11 protein-coding genes are annotated in these 15,274 nt (G+C 68.5%); 7 read left to right on the forward strand and 4 right to left on the reverse strand.

Annotated features, from left to right (window positions below; translation table 11 throughout):
• Positions 1-20 precede the first annotated feature (20 nt).
• The gene (locus tag ACWZHB_RS22680) at positions 21-815 is read right to left on the reverse strand and encodes an enoyl-CoA hydratase/isomerase family protein (protein ID WP_427903845.1); all 795 of its coding nucleotides are present in this window, start codon (positions 813-815) and stop codon (positions 21-23) included.
• 166 nt (positions 816-981) lie between these two features.
• Between ACWZHB_RS22680 and ACWZHB_RS22685 the strand changes: the two genes are divergently transcribed.
• From ACWZHB_RS22685 to ACWZHB_RS22710, 6 genes are all read left to right on the forward strand, one after another.
• Positions 982-1,701, forward strand: coding sequence for a hypothetical protein (locus ACWZHB_RS22685; protein WP_427909265.1), 720 nt, complete (start codon positions 982-984; stop codon positions 1,699-1,701).
• Complete coding sequence (locus ACWZHB_RS22690) at positions 1,698-2,654, forward strand: ATP-binding cassette domain-containing protein (RefSeq protein WP_427903846.1); 957 nt, start codon at positions 1,698-1,700, stop codon at positions 2,652-2,654. Before ACWZHB_RS22685 ends, ACWZHB_RS22690 begins: the two co-directional genes overlap by 4 nt.
• Entirely contained in the window at positions 2,651-3,436 is a 786-nt protein-coding gene (locus ACWZHB_RS22695; protein WP_427903847.1) for an ABC transporter permease, read from the forward strand. Before ACWZHB_RS22690 ends, ACWZHB_RS22695 begins: the two co-directional genes overlap by 4 nt.
• Complete coding sequence (locus ACWZHB_RS22700) at positions 3,436-7,041, forward strand: ABC transporter ATP-binding protein (RefSeq protein WP_427903848.1); 3,606 nt, start codon at positions 3,436-3,438, stop codon at positions 7,039-7,041. The genes ACWZHB_RS22695 and ACWZHB_RS22700 overlap by 1 nt, the downstream gene beginning before the upstream one ends.
• A gap of 104 nt (positions 7,042-7,145) precedes the next feature.
• Positions 7,146-10,913: a multifunctional oxoglutarate decarboxylase/oxoglutarate dehydrogenase thiamine pyrophosphate-binding subunit/dihydrolipoyllysine-residue succinyltransferase subunit gene (locus ACWZHB_RS22705; RefSeq protein ID WP_427903849.1), complete on the forward strand. Its 3,768-nt coding sequence runs from the start codon at positions 7,146-7,148 to the stop codon at positions 10,911-10,913.
• 271 nt (positions 10,914-11,184) lie between these two features.
• Positions 11,185-12,348: a hypothetical protein gene (locus tag ACWZHB_RS22710; RefSeq protein ID WP_427903850.1), complete on the forward strand. Its 1,164-nt coding sequence runs from the start codon at positions 11,185-11,187 to the stop codon at positions 12,346-12,348.
• 15 nt (positions 12,349-12,363) lie between these two features.
• Here the strand turns inward: ACWZHB_RS22710 and ACWZHB_RS22715 are convergent, their stop codons facing one another.
• Both ACWZHB_RS22715 and ACWZHB_RS22720 read right to left on the reverse strand, forming a co-directional pair.
• Positions 12,364-12,828 carry a hypothetical protein gene (locus ACWZHB_RS22715; protein ID WP_427903851.1) on the reverse strand — a complete coding sequence of 155 codons (465 nt, stop codon included), beginning with the start codon at positions 12,826-12,828 and terminating at the stop codon, positions 12,364-12,366.
• Positions 12,825-13,541: an SDR family NAD(P)-dependent oxidoreductase gene (locus ACWZHB_RS22720; protein WP_427903852.1), complete on the reverse strand. Its 717-nt coding sequence runs from the start codon at positions 13,539-13,541 to the stop codon at positions 12,825-12,827. Before ACWZHB_RS22720 ends, ACWZHB_RS22715 begins: the two co-directional genes overlap by 4 nt.
• 101 nt (positions 13,542-13,642) lie before the next feature.
• On the opposite strand from ACWZHB_RS22720, the gene ACWZHB_RS22725 reads away from it, so the two are divergent.
• A complete protein-coding gene (locus ACWZHB_RS22725) occupies positions 13,643-14,491 on the forward strand; it encodes a helix-turn-helix transcriptional regulator (protein ID WP_427903853.1) in 849 nt (282 codons plus the stop codon).
• Positions 14,492-14,587: 96 nt separating this feature from the next.
• Here the strand turns inward: ACWZHB_RS22725 and ACWZHB_RS22730 are convergent, their stop codons facing one another.
• Positions 14,588-15,220, reverse strand: coding sequence for a hypothetical protein (locus ACWZHB_RS22730; protein ID WP_427903854.1), 633 nt, complete (start codon positions 15,218-15,220; stop codon positions 14,588-14,590).
• Positions 15,221-15,274 lie beyond the last annotated feature (54 nt).

The following is a 15,274-nucleotide window of genomic DNA, read 5'->3' on the forward strand; positions in this document are numbered from 1 at the left end:
CTGTCAGGCACTCGGCGCGCTCATTCGCCGCGATAGGTGGCCTTTCCCGGTCCGACATCGAGGAAACTGCGGACCGCGCCGCGCAGGTCGGCGGTGTCGAACAGCTCGCCCGAGACCTTCGGCGTCACCGAATCGGCATGTGCCACACCACCGGAACGCCACGCCTCGATGATCTGCTTGGTCGCGGCGTGCGCGCGCGTCGGCCCTTCCGCGAGCCGGGTGACCAGTGCGCGCGCCGCGGTTTCCAGGTCCTCGTGGATCGCGTTCACCACGCCCCACTCCGCCATCGTCGCGGCGGTGTAGAGGTCGCCGGTCATCACGAACTCGCGGGCGCGCCCGGAGCCGGCGCGTTCGGCCAGCCGCTGCGGCCCGCCCATCGACGGTGTCAGCCCCACGACCGTCTCCACCAGCCCGAACTTCGCCTTCGGCGCGGCCAGGATGATGTCGCACGCGAGCGACATCTCGAAGGCGGCGGTCAGGGTGAGCCCGTGCGCGGCGAACACCACCGGACACGGCAGCGCTTCCAAGGGGTGGATGACCTGCTCGAACAGCTCTCGCCACAGCTGCGCGCCCTCTTCGACCGTGCGGCCGTCGAAGATGTTCACATCGACACCGCCGGAGACGACCTTGCCTTCGGCCCTGATCAGCAACGCACGCGGCGGCAGCGCGCGTACCGCGGCGATATCGGCGATCAGTGAGGCGATGAGGGCGCGATCGAACAGGTTCAGCGGCGGGTGGTCGATCGTGATCGTCGCGTACTCGGCACCGCCTTCGGTGAACTCACGCGACAGTCGGGTTGGCAGCGTTTTACTCATCGGGTCAGCGTAGAACTTCGAGCCCCGCGGTCGACAGAGCCAGTCGAGAGAAACGGTCGCGCGCATCACGGAACCGCGGGCTGTCGGTGGTCGTTGGCATGATGAGCTCTCGGTTGCGCAAGTGCCCTACAGTTCGACTCGTTGGGGCGAAGAGGAGGACGACGCCGTGTTCAAGAACGCGATCGAAAAAGCCGTGGTCGATGTGCTCGACACCGGGTCAAAGCTGCAGGCGCCGGCCGTACGCCGCTATGTCGAATTCCTGCGTGAGCGTCATCCCGGGGAGAGTCCGGCCCAGATCGTGACACGGTTGGAGAAGCAGTATCTGCTCGCCGTCACCGGCAGCGGTGCGGCCGTCGGCGCCACCGCGGCGGTGCCGGGTGTCGGCACGATCGCCGCACTCGGGGCGGTGAGCGCCGAGACCGTGTTCTTCATGGAGGCGTCGGCCCTGTTCACCCTGGCCCAGGCCGCGGTGCACGGCATCGAGCCCGAAAACAAGGAAGCCCGGCGCGCGCTGGTGCTCGCGGTCGTACTCGGCGATGCCGGGATCGCGATCGTGCAGAAGGGACTCAGCACCCAGTCGAAGAATTGGGCGGGCGCGCTGGCGGGCAAGGTTCCCGGCCTCGGCGGGATCAACAGCAAACTGCTGCAGCAGTTCATGAAGCGGTTCATCACCAAGCGGGTCGCGCTGATGGCGGGCAAGGTGCTGCCCGCAGGCATCGGCGCCGCCATCGGTGGCGCGGGCAACCGGGCGCTTGGCAAGGTGACAATCGAGAACGCGCACAAGGCTTTCGGGCCCGCGCCCGCGCTGTGGCCGACCCCGCTGCACAACGTGATCGATGCCGATCCGCTGCCCGCGATCGGTACCCGCAAGGCGACCGAGAAGTGAGCAAGGGTGGTGACGCCGTGCTGCTGCGTGGTGTCGGCAAGCAGTTCGGGCCGGTGAGCGCGGTCCACGAGATCGACTTCGCCGTGCCGGCGGGTTCGGTGACCGCCCTCGTCGGGCCCGCCGGAGCGGGCAAGTCGACGGTCCTGCAGATGGTGCTGGGCCTGCAGCAGCCGACCACGGGCAGTATCGCGGGCGTCGACCGTGGTCCCGCCGCGGTCGGGGCGGTGCTGAGTCCGCGTGGCCTGCATCCGGCACGCACGGTGCGCGATCAACTGCGGTGCTACGCGCCGGTCGCGGGGGCGTCGCGGCGCCGGGTCGCCGCGGTGCTCGACGAAGCCGGCCTCACCGCTGTCGCCGAAACTGTTGTCGCCCAGCTACATCCGGGTCAGCAGACACGCCTGGCCCTGGCCATGGCGTTGCTGGCCGATCCCCGGCTGCTGGTGCTCGACGATCTGTTCGCGGGCGCGAACAGCATCGAACGCGGCTGGCTGCTCGAGCTGCTGCGTCGCCACGCGAACCGCGGCGGCACCGTGCTGGTGAGTTCCGACGCACTGGCCGATGTGGTGTCGAGCGCCGATCAGCTCGTGGTGCTCAGCGAAGGCACTGTCGTCTGGCAGGGCACACCGGCCAAGTTGCGCCGCGGCCATCCCGACCGGCTCGTTGTCGCCGCGTCGCCGTCCATCGCACTGGCGACCGCGCTGGCCGGGCAGGGCTTCACCGACGCGGTCATGCGACCCGACGGGCGTCTTGCCGTCGCCGAGGCGAACGAAGCGACCATCCGCTCGATCGCCGACACCGCGCAGGTGCGGATCGGCAGCATCGTCGCCGATCCCATCCACCCCGATCGGGTGCTGGCCTCGCTGACCAAACCGCGCCGCCACCGGCACACCGTCCCGACGCCGACTCCCGCCGCGTACGTCCCGGCCCCGACCTCGTATGGGATGCCTCGATGACCACCTCCGTGATCCCCGCCGATCTCGTTCCCGGTATCGACGCCGAGGCGCGCAAGATCGTCGCGCTGCGCCAGACCCGGCTGCTGCTTGCCGCGCCGGTGGCGCTGGCGCTGGTCGCGACGCTGATCACCGCGATCATGTCGGGGCCCGCCGATCCGAAGGGTCAGCCCGCGACCGGGGCCGCCACGATCGGCCTCTACCTCGGAATGGTCGCGGTCTTCGTGGTCGCCGCGTTGCTCGGCATCGCCTCGACCGGCGGTGAGTACCGGCACAAGACCATGGCGTTGACCGTGCTGTTCGCGCCCGATCGCGACCGGCTGGTCACCGCGAAGTACGCCGCGACCGCCGCTTTCGCCTTCGCGCTCGCGCTGGCCGCCGAACTGGTGAGCTTCGTGGTGCTGCTCGTCGCGGCGCGCGGGAAATTCGAACTCGGCTGGCAGCTGATCGAAGTGCTCGCGGCCGGTCTGCTGGTAGCCATGTGCTGGGCGGTGATCGGCGCCGGAATCGGGCTGCTGCTGCGCACCTTCAGCGGCGCGGCGTGGCTGGTGCTCGGCTGGGCGTTCGCGCTCGAACCGCTGATCTGGGTGGTGGCCAAGGGTTTCGGCGCGGGCGGATTCGCCGCGCTGCTGCCCGTCTCGGCCACCGTGGCCGGGGTCAGCGCCGGCTCGTTCGACGAGGCCGAGGTCTTCGCGCCGACACCGGCGGCACTGGTGGTCCTGCTGCTGTGGACAGCGGCGGTCGGCGCCGCGGGGTGGTGGGACCTGCGCAACCGAGACCTGTAGTGCCCGCGACCGCGGGTTCGTCCGGGTGGATCCGCAGGCTGTGGCGCCTGTGCCTGGAACACCCCCGGCTGCTGGCGGGCATCGCCGTCTCCGTGCTGGCCGGTGCGGCGGTCGCGATCGCCGCACCGCTGGCGACCAAACGCGCGGTCGACGCCGCCCAGGTGGGCGACACCGCGGTGATCGGCAGCGCCGCCGTCCTGCTCGCCGTACTGGCTGTGACCCGGTTCGTCGTCACCTTCGCGCGCAGGCTCTGGGCGGGCAAGCTGTCGCTGGAAGTGCAACACGGCCTTCGCATCTCGCTGCTCGCCGCCTTGCAGCGGCTCGACGGCGCGGGCCAGGACGCGATCCGCACCGGGCAGGTGGTGTCGCGGTCGATCACCGATCTGCAGCTCGTGCAGGGACTGCTCGCCATGGTGCCGTGGTCGGGACTGGCGGTGTTGCAGTTCGTGCTGTCGGCGGTGGTGATGGTGTGGTTGAGTCCACCGCTGGCGCTGGCAGCCCTGCTGGTCGCGCCCGCGATGGCGGTGATCGTGTTCCGGATGCGGCCCCGGCTCTACGCGGCGACCTGGTCGGCGCAGCAGCGCGCGGCCGACCTCGCCGAACACGTCGAGCAGACGGTGACCGGGGTGCGGGTGGTGAAGGGATTCGGGCAGGAATCCCGGATGGTCGACATCCTCGAAGACCACGGCCGGCTGCTGTTCGCCGAACGGATGCGCGCCGCGCGAATCAACGCCAGGTTCGCGCCGTTGGTGTCGGCGCTGCCGCAGGCCGGGCTGGTCGCGGTGATCATCGTCGGCGGTGTGCTCGCCTCGCACGGCGCGATCGGCATCGGCACCTTCCTCGCGTTCACCGCCTACCTCGCCACGATGACGTCCTCGGCTCGCACGATCACCTCGGTGGTGATCATGGGTCAGCTCACCAAGGCCGCCGTCGACCGGGTCTTCGGGGTGATCGACGCGGCACCGGTGCTGGTCGATCCGGACGACCCCGCCGAGCTACCGCCGGGACCGCTCGGGATCGAATTCGATGCTGTCAGTTTCGGTTTCGAGGCCGATCAGCCGGTGTTGCAGAAACTCGACCTCACCGTGCGGCCCGGCGAGACCGTCGCGGTGATCGGTCCGGCGGGGTCGGGCAAGTCCACGCTCTCGCTGCTGCTCCCCCGCTTCTACGCACCCGACGCGGGCCGGATCAATCTCGTCGGCGCCGACGGCACCCGCGTCGACCTGGCCGAGCTGCGTGCCGACGAGCTGCGCGGCGCGGTCGGTGTCGTCTTTGACGATCCGTTCCTGTTCTCCGACACCATCGCCGCCAATATCGCGCTCGGCAGGCCCGACGCCACCGACGCCGAGATCCGGGCCGCCGCGACGGCCGCCGCCGCGGACGAGTTCATCGCCGCGCTGCCGGAGGGCTACGACACCGTCATCGGCGAACGCGGGCTGACCCTCTCGGGTGGCCAACGCCAGCGCGTCGCCCTGGCCAGGGCGCTGCTCACCCACCCGCGCGTGCTGGTGCTCGACGACGCCACCTCCGCGGTCGACGCCGTCACCGAGGCCGAGATCTTCCGCCGGCTCCCCGACCCGGGCGGGCGGACCACGCTGATCCTGGCGCACCGGGAATCGACGCTGGCCCAGGCCGACCGCGTCATCCGGCTGCCCGCACCCATCGCGTCGGTGGTGCCGGCGACCGGCGCCATGACCACACCACTGGGCGACGCGGGCAAACCACGCTCGATGTCGTCGGCCTCGAACGACCTCAGCGAAACACCGGAACTGCGCGCCGCGGTCGACGCCCTGCCACCGGCAACCGAGGAACCCGCCCTGCCCGGCGACCTCCGCGCACCCCAACCCAGCTTCGGCCTGCGCGCACTGCTGCGCCCGGTTCGCGGCCTGGTGTGCGTGGTCGTCGGGCTGCTCATCGTCGACGCGCTGGTCGGTGTCGCGTTCCCGCCGCTGGTCCGCTATGCCATCGACATCGGCGTCACCGCGGGCGACGACTCCGCGCTCGTCCTCGCGGGGGTGATCGGGATCGGGCTGGTGCTGGCCGGCTTGGTGGTCGGCGCCGCGGTCACCGTGCTCACCGCGCGCACGGGCGAGCGCGTGCTGTTCGGGCTGCGGGTGCGCAGCTATGCCCAGTTGCAGCGGCTCGGCCTCGACTTCTACGAACGCGAACTGTCCGGTCGCATCATGACCAGGATGACCACCGACGTCGACGCGCTCTCGACGTTCCTGCAGACCGGAGTCGCCACCGGGCTGGTCGCGCTGATCACCCTGATCGGCGTCGCCATCGGACTGTTCTTCATCGATGCCGGGCTGGCCGTGGTGGTGCTGGTCACCGTCTTGCCGATGCTGGTGGCCACGCTGCTTTTCCGCCGGGTGTCCTCGGTGGCCTACACGGTCTCGCGCGAACGGGTCTCGACGGTCAACGCGGGTTTCCAGGAGAACATCGCCGGCCTGCGCGCGGTGCAGGCCGCCCGCAACGAGCCGACCGCCGCGCGCCGCTTCGCCGAGTACTCCCACCGCTACCGCGATGCGCGGATCCGCGCGCAGCGAGCGATCGCGGCCTATTTCTCCTTCGGTCTGGCCTGGGCCGATCTGGCGCTCGCTGTGGTGGTCTACCTCGGCGCCAATGCCGTCGCGGACGGACGCACGACCACCGGCACGCTCGTCGCCTTCGTCCTCTACCTGGGTCTGCTGTTCAGTCCCATCCAGGAACTGTCACAGGTCTTCGACGGCTATCAGCAGGCCAGAGTCGGGCTGCGGCGGATCGGCGATCTGCTGCGCACCACGTCATCGATCGCCGCCGACCCACCCGACGCGATCTCGGTCGACCGCCTGCGCGGCGAGATCGTCTTCGACGACGTCGGATTCCGCTACCCCGGCGCGAGCACCCCCGCCCTCGACGGCGTGACCTTCGCGGTTCCCCCTGGCGCGACCCTGGCACTGGTCGGGCCGACCGGCGCGGGCAAATCGACGATCGTGAAGCTGCTTGCCCGCCTCTACGACCTCCCACCCGAGCCTGCGGCCGGTGCGATCCTGGTCGACGGTATCGATCTCCGGAAATATGTCCTCACCGAGTACCGCACGCGGCTGGGAATCGTGCCGCAGGAAGTTCACTTGTTCACCGGCGACGTGGCGAGCAACATTGCATTCGGGCAAACATTCGCCACCTCGGTGGACATCGCGATGGCGGCCGACGCCGTCGGCGCGTCGGAAATGATCAACGGTCTCCCCCGAAAAATGCACCATCCGGTCGGTGAACGCGGACGCGGACTCTCCGCCGGACAACGCCAGATGATCGCGCTGGCCAGGGCCGAACTGGTCGACCCCGACCTGCTGCTGCTCGACGAGGCCACCTCCACCCTCGACCCGGACACCGAGGCATCGGTGCTGGTTGCGAGCCGATCGCTGGCGCGAGGGCGGACCACGGTGGTGGTCGCGCACCGTCTCGCGACCGCCGCGCGCGCCGATCTGGTTGCCGTGGTCGAACACGGCCGTATCGTGGAATTCGGCGCGCCGTCAGACCTACTCGCCAGTAACGGTCACTACTCCCGACTCTGGGCGGCGGGGCAGGAGGCAGAGGGCATAGTGTCGACCCAAGACCGGTAGCGACGCCTGTCAGCCGCTGGGCATATGCTCGGTGAGGGCGCATCGGCAGACATGGCTGATACCCCTGCCGGGCACGTCACAAACGTCGCAGCGCGAAGAACGAAATGAGGCGAACACCAGCTGTGAGCAGCTCAACTTCCCAGTTCGGACAGAACCAGTGGCTAGTCGACGAGATGTATCAGAAGTTCAAACAGGACCCATCCTCGGTCGACGCAAGTTGGCACGAGTTCCTCGCGGATTACACGCCGGAAGCCACCGAATCCGGTAACAGCCAGGTTCCGGCCGCCTCCACCGCTCCCGCGGCAGCCGCTGCGCCCAAGGCGGCAGCAGCGCAGGCCCCGGCCCCCAAGGCCGTGGTAGCGACCCCACCGCCGAAGCCCGCCGCGGCTCCCGCGCCGGCTCCGGCCGCCAAGACCGTGCGCGCACCGCAGACCACACCTGCACCGGTGTCCAACGCACCGGCCACCACCGCGCCCAAGGCAGCGGCTGCCGCCGGCCCGGAGAACAAGGTGCTGCGCGGCCCCGCCGCCGCCATCGCCAAGAACATGTCGGCCTCGCTGACGATCCCCACCGCGACGTCGGTGCGCGCGATCCCCGCCAAGCTAATGATCGACAACCGCCTGGTGATCAACAACCACCTGGCCCGCACTCGCGGCGGCAAGATCTCGTTCACCCACCTGCTGGGTTACGCGATCGTGCAGGCGATCAAGGCGTTCCCGAACCTGAACCGCCACTTCGCCGAGATCGACGGCAAGCCGAACTCGGTCACCCCGGCCCACACCAACCTGGGCCTGGCGATCGACCTCCAGGGCAAGGACGGCAACCGATCGCTGGCCGTGGCCGCCATCAAGGAAACCGAAGACATGAGCTTCGGTCAGTTCCACGCGGCCTACGAGGACGTCGTGCGCCGGGCCCGCGAGGGCAAGCTCGGTAACGACGACTTCGCCGGCGTCACCATCTCGCTGACCAACCCCGGCACCATCGGCACCGTCCACTCGGTGCCGCGCCTCATGCCGGGCCAGGGCGCGATCATCGGTGCCGGTGCGATGGAATACCCCGCCGAGTTCCAGGGCATGAGCGATGAGCGGATCGCCGATATCGGCGTCGGCAAGCTGATGACGCTGACCTCGACCTACGACCACCGCATCATCCAGGGTGCCGAGTCGGGCGATTTCCTGCGCACCATCCACAACCTGCTGATCTCCGACGAGTTCTACGACGAGATCTTCCACGGCCTCGGCGTGCCGTACGAGCCGATCCGCTGGCGCAAGGACATCAGCGCGCGCGGTGTCGACAAGAGCGCCCGCGTGCTCGAGATGATCGCGGCCTACCGCAACCGCGGTCACCTGATGGCCGACACCGATCCGCTGCGCCTGGTCAAGGACAAGTTCCGCAGCCACCCCGACCTCGACGTCACCGAGCACGGCCTCACCCTGTGGGACCTGGACCGCACCTTCGACGTGGGCGGTTTCCACGGCCAGGAGCGGATGAAGCTGCGCGATGTGCTCTCGATCCTGCGCGATGCGTACTGCCGCCACGTGGGTGTCGAGTACACCCACATCCTCGAGACCGACCAGCTGCAGTGGATGCAGGAGCGGGTCGAGCAGAAGCACGTCAAACCGACTGTCGCACAGCAGAAGTACATCCTGAACCGGCTCAACGCCGCCGAGGCGTTCGAGACCTTCCTGCAGACCAAGTACGTCGGCCAGAAGCGTTTCTCGCTCGAAGGCGCCGAAGCCGTCATCCCGATGATGGACGCCACCATCGACCAGTGCGCCGAGTACGGCATGGACGAGGTCATCATCGGCATGCCGCACCGCGGTCGCCTCAACGTGCTCGCCAATATCGTCGGCAAGCCGTACTCGAAGATCTTCACCGAGTTCGAGGGCAACATGAACCCGGCGGCCACCCACGGCTCCGGCGACGTGAAGTACCACCTCGGTGCGCACGGCCAGTACCTGCAGATGTTCGGCGACAACGAGATCGAGGTCTCGCTCACCGCCAACCCCTCGCACCTCGAGGCGGTCGACCCGGTGCTCGAGGGTCTGGTGCGCGCCAAGCAGGACCTGCTCGACAAGGGCGACGGCCCCGACGGCTTCTCGGTGATGCCGCTGATGCTGCACGGTGACGCCGCGTTCGCCGGTCAGGGCGTGGTCGCCGAGACGCTGAACCTGTCGGGTCTGCGTGGTTACCGCGTCGGCGGCACCATCCACATCGTGGTGAACAACCAGATCGGCTTCACCACCGCGCCGGAGAACAGCCGCTCCACCGAGTACTCCACCGACATCGCGAAGTTCATCGGCGCGCCGATCTTCCACGTCAACGGTGACGACCCGGAGGCCTGCGACTGGGTCGCGCGCCTGGCGGTCGACTTCCGCCAGAAGTTCCGCAAGGACGTCGTCATCGACCTCGTCTGCTACCGCCGCCGCGGGCACAACGAGGGTGACGATCCCTCGATGACCCAGCCGGAGATGTACGACATCATCGACACCAAGCGTTCGGTGCGTAAGGCGTACACCGAATCGCTGATCGGCCGCGGTGACATCTCCATGAAGGAGGCCGAGGACGCGCTGCGCGACTACCAAGGCCAGCTGGAGCGCGTGTTCAACGAGGTCCGCGAGCTGGAGAAGTACATTCCGGAGCCGTCGGAGTCGGTCGAGGACGACCAGAAGGTGCCCGCCACCGTGGTCACCGCGGTCGACAAGTCGGTGCTGCAGCGGATTGGCGACGCGTTCCTGAACACTCCCGACGGTTTCAACGTGCACCCGCGCGTGAAGCCGGTGCTGGAGAAGCGTCGCGAGATGGCCTACGAGGGCAAGGTCGACTGGGCCTTCGCCGAGCTGCTCGCCTTCGGTTCGCTGATCGACCAGGGCCACGATGTGCGCCTGACCGGTCAGGACTCGCGTCGCGGCACGTTCACCCAGCGTCACTCGGTGATCATCGACCGGATCAACGCGCAGGAGTACACCCCGCTGCACAACATCGGCTCGGAGAAGCCGGGCTGGTTCGCGGTGCACGACTCCGCGCTGAGCGAGTACGCCGCGGTCGGCTTCGAATACGGCTACTCCCTCGGCAACCCCAACGCACTCGTGCTGTGGGAAGCGCAGTTCGGTGACTTCGTCAACGGCGCGCAGTCGATCATCGACGAGTTCATCTCCTCCGGTGAGGCCAAGTGGGGCCAGCTCTCCGACGTGGTGCTGCTGCTGCCGCACGGCCACGAGGGTCAGGGTCCCGACCACACCTCCGGTCGCATCGAGCGGTTCCTGCAGCTGTGCGCCGAGGGTTCGATGACCGTGGCGGTGCCGTCCACCCCGGCGAACTACTTCCACCTGCTGCGTCGCCACGCGCTCGACGGGATCCGTCGTCCGCTGATCGTCTTCACCCCGAAGTCGATGCTGCGCAACAAGGCCGTGGTGTCCGACGTCAAGGACTTCACCGAGTCGAAGTTCCGTTCGGTGTTCGACGAGCCCACCTACGAACAGGGCATCGGCGACACCACCAAGGTCAAGCGCATCCTGCTGACCTCGGGCAAGCTCTACTACGAGCTCGCCGCGGAGAAGGCCAAGCACAAGCGTGAAGACGTGGCCATCGTCCGGATCGAACAGCTCTACCCGATCCCGACGTACCGCCTCAACGAGGCACTGGCCAAGTACCCCAACGCGACCGACATCGCCTGGGTCCAGGAAGAACCCGCCAACCAGGGCGCCTGGCCCTTCTTCGGCCTCAACCTCCCCGAGGTCCTGCCCGAGCGCCTCGGCCGCCTGCGTCGCATCTCGCGTCGCGCCATGTCGGCCCCGTCCTCGGGTTCGTCGAAGGTGCACGCCGTGGAACAGGCCGAGATCATCGGCGAGGCCTTCGAGCCGACCACGTAGCTTCTTCTCGCACAACGGCGAACGCCGGGTGGATCATCGCGATCCGCCCGGCGTTCGCCGTTTCGCGGCGAGAGATGGGTCACAGAGTTCTCTTATCCAGGCGGCAACCACGTCTCAATGAGTCCCGGTAGTGTCCGAGAACCTAAGGGGCCCGCCCTGATCTGGACTGACCGGAGGGTGCGACGAAGGAGTGCCCGGGGGGAGGGAAGATCAGGGGCCCGCAGGGCCCCGCTCGAGCGCGCCAGCGCTCCAACAAACACGGGAGCATGGCATGGCGAACGGACGTAACGGGTACCTGCTGTTGGGCGGGATCGCCTCGGTGGGAGCTGGCGCCGTGCATTTCATGGCGGCGGGAATGCACACCGAGCACGCGACTCTGGCACGGCTGATGGTCGTGCTCGCCGCGGTCCAGTGCGCGACCGGACTGGCGGTGTTGCTGAGTGAGCGCAAACTCGTCGTGACGTCGATGCTCGCGGTGAATGCTTTCGCGGCCGCGGTATGGGCGTTCACGCGGTTCGCTGATGTGGGGTTCATCGCCGGGTTGACCGCGGAGTCACCGCAGGTAGCGGATACCGTGTGCGCCGCGTTGGGTGCGCTGGCCGCCATTGCCGCGGGAATCGGCCTACTCAGGCCCACCGCGACGTTGCCGCCACTGCGGTCGGGGATCGCGGCCGCGGCGGTGGGGGTGCTCGCGCTGGCGGCGATGCTCAACGGTGTCGGACACGTCCACAGTCACGGGAGCGAGGACGCGCACGCGGCGGGCGGGGACCACGCGCACGGCACGGGCGACGACCACGGCACCGAGGCGAACTGGCCGCGCCCCTTCGATCCGGCGAAGCCGATCGACCTGTCGGGTGTCGCCGGTGTGACGCCGGATCAGCAGGCACGCGCGACCGACCTCGTTCGCAGCACCCTCGACGGCCTGCCCGCCTTCGCGGACGTGAATTCCGTTGGCGCCCTCGGCTTCCGCTCGATCGGCGACTCGGCCACCGGGTACGAGCACTACATCAACACCAGCTACATCCGCGACAACAACTTCCTCGATCCCGCCCACCCGGAGTCGCTGGTCTACCGGGTCGACGGAACCGACCGCACCCTCGTCTCGGCGATGTACATCGCCAACGGCAAGAAGATCGACGACCCGGCCCTGGTGGATTTCGGCGGTTCCCTGATGCAGTGGCACGTCCACGACAACCTCTGCTGGAAAGCCGGCGACAACGGCCCCGTGGTCGCCGGTGTGCTCGACGCCCAGGGCAACTGCCCGCCCAACTCCATCAACCCCGGCTCGGGAAACCCGATGGTGCACGTGTGGATCGCCCCGCACGAGTGCGGTCCGTTCGCGGCGCTGGAAGGCCACGGCGCCGGGCAAGCCTCGGCGGACGGTCGGCGCACCGACACCTGCGGCGGCCATGACCACGGCGGCGGCCACAAGTAGCAGCCGGTCTCTGCTTCACTCCGGCTGCACCCACCGGCGCAGCGCGTCGATGGTCGTTTCCGGAGAAGTGTTGAAACAGAATCGAATTCCCGGAGCGATCTCGCCGGCGACATTGATCAGGCGTTCGAACAGCAGGGTGTGCTCGGGGGCCATCCGCACACCGGCTCCGATCATGGCCACCCGGAACTGCCCGCTCGCCGCGCATTCACGCAGCGTCGCCTCGGCCGCGTCGGGATCGGCGGGGACCTGGCACGAGACGATGTCGAATCCCGCCGCACGCAGGGCGGTTTCACCTGCCGCGATGCGGGCGGTCAGGGTGGCTTCGTCCATCTGCGGGTAGCGGGAGTAGTCGACCGCGTTGGGGTGTAGACCGATCGACAGCACCGTGTTCGGCTGGGCCACTGGATTCTCCGTTCTCATCAGATAGGCGGTGATGCCGAGACCGGCGAGCACCGCCACGAGCAGTGCGCCCGCTTTCACCACGGTGCGGTACCCGTTCGGTCGAAGAATCCGCCGGTCGGGCCGTCCGGGTCGGCCATCGCCACGGCGACGACGGCGTCGGTGCCCTCGGTGACGGTCTGGAAACCACTGTGCCCGTTGAGGTCGGTGGCGGTGTAGCCGGGATCGATCGCGTTGACCTTCATCTCGCCGAGTTCGCTCGCGTACATGACGGTGAGCATGTTCAGCGCCGCCTTGGTGCCCGGGTAGCCGAGGGCTGGTGGCAGCAGGCCCTGCCACTTCGGGTCGGTGATCGTCGCGATCGAGCCGACACCGCTGGAGACCATCACGATGCGGGGGTGGTCGGACACACGCAGCAGCCCCACGAACGCGTTCGTCACCCGAATCGGGCCGAAGACGTTGGTCTCGAACACTTCTCGCAGATCGTCGGGCCTGGTTTCGGAGGGCGCGGTGCGCGGACCGCCGATGGCGGCGTTGTTGATGAGCACGTCGAGGCGGCCCGCCGTGGCCTTGACGATGTCGGCGGCCGCGGCGACCGAGTCGTCGGAGGTCACATCGAGCGGGACGAATCGAACGTCGAAACCGGCCGCGGTGAATTCGGCGGCGGCCGCCTCGCCGAGGGCGGTGTCGCGGGCCGCGAGGAACACCTGCCAGCCCGCTTCGGCCAATCTGCGCACCGTTTCCCGGCCGAGTCCCTTATTGGCCCCGGTGACCAGGGCAATCGTTGTTGTCATGCGTCCAGATTCCCGCCGACGCGCCACGTTCTCCAGTGCTGCCTCGGCATAGGACCGGCGGTACCACCCCCGCGCTCGGGTCCTGCGGCACCATGGGAGAGGTGGACAGAGCGGAATTGGCGACGGTTTTGCGCACCGCGCGTTCTCGGCTGACCCCCGCCGACGCGGGCCTGCCGAGCGGGTCACGCAGGCAGGTACCCGGGTTGCGGCGCGAGGAAGTGGCGAACCTGGCCGGTGTCAGCGTCGACTACGTCGTGCGGCTGGAGCAGGGTCGCGGACCCAAACCGTCCGAGCAGGTGCTCGGCGCGCTCACCAGGGCGCTGCGGCTCACCGATGTCGATCGCGATCTCGTCTATCGACTCGCCGGGTCGGAACCACCGCAGGCCGGGCGGATTCCGATGCTGATCCGCCCCAGCGTGCTGCGCCTGCTGGATCGCCTGGCCGATCTGCCCGTGCTGGTGCTCTCCGCCAAATCCGATGTCCTCGCCTGGAATCCCTTGTCGGCGGCCCTGCTCGGTGATTTCTCCGCGATCCCCGTGACCCAGCGCAACATCATGTGGCAGCGCTTCCTCGGCAGCGGTATGGGCCGCATCGTCATGACACCCGAGGAGGCCGACAGCAACGCGGCCGCCTGCGTCGGCTGCCTGCGCGCGGTCAAAGCCACCTACCCCGATGACCCCGGCCTGACCCGCCTGCTCACCGAACTTCGCACCGGCAGTACCGAATTCGAGGAGCACTGGCAGGCGGGCCGCTCCAGCGTCATGCACAGCCTCACCAAAACCATCGCCCACCCCGACCTCGGCGCCCTCACCCTCGACTGCGACGCCATGCACGTCCCCGACACCGACCAGACCGTCATCATCTACTCCGCGGCCCCCAACACCCCGACCGCCACCGCCCTCGACCTACTCCGCGTAACCGGCCTCGAATCCTTCGCAACACCCGAATAACACCTGGCCGCCACTGGGCTACATCGAGGTCGTCCGCAGTTTCCGGCGGACGCCGCTCCCTGACCGGCCGTGAACCTCCGGCATTTTCGTCTCCGCTCAGTCAGTTTTCTGACTGGCCAGCCCCGAATCGGGCGAAAATGCGGCGCGGATCGATGCGACCGCGGCCTTCGGATCATCGGCCCAGAATGCGACGGTGCTCGCCGTGAAGTCGCCGTGCGGGGTGTGGAAGGTCTGCGGTTCGATCAAGTCGACGCGGATATTGGTCGAGCTGCCGACGATGACAGCGAGCGTTGTCTCGCCGGGGCCGGTGAGCTGCAAGGACTTCGCGCCGTCGTAGGCGCGTAGATCGTTGCGGACGGCGCGGATGCCGGCCAGCGGGAGGTCGAGGGCGACCCGGCGCAGGTAGCGGACCCGCAGGAGTTCATCGGTGAGCACATGGGGATACATGTGGTGCGCGGCCAGCATGCCAACCATCCACAGCAATCCCCAGACCCCGAGTCCCAGCGCGACAAACCGCGCCGCGGGCCACGGAATCAGTAGGTGAACCGCCGGGATCTCCACGGCGCTGACCACGATGAACGCCCAGATGACAGCCGACTCCGCGCCCGCGTACCGAATCGGCGTGCCGCCTTCGGTGTCCGGCCTGCGGCTGACGGCCCGCGCGAGGCTCACCCAGATGTCGGTTTCCAGACGAACGAAAGACCGTGCGAGCCGGCTGATCGGGCGCATGGGACCCTCCTTTTCAATACACTCGCATTGTAAAGGGGCGAAGTGCGGCAATAC

Source organism: Nocardia sp. FBN12, from assembly GCF_054031145.1.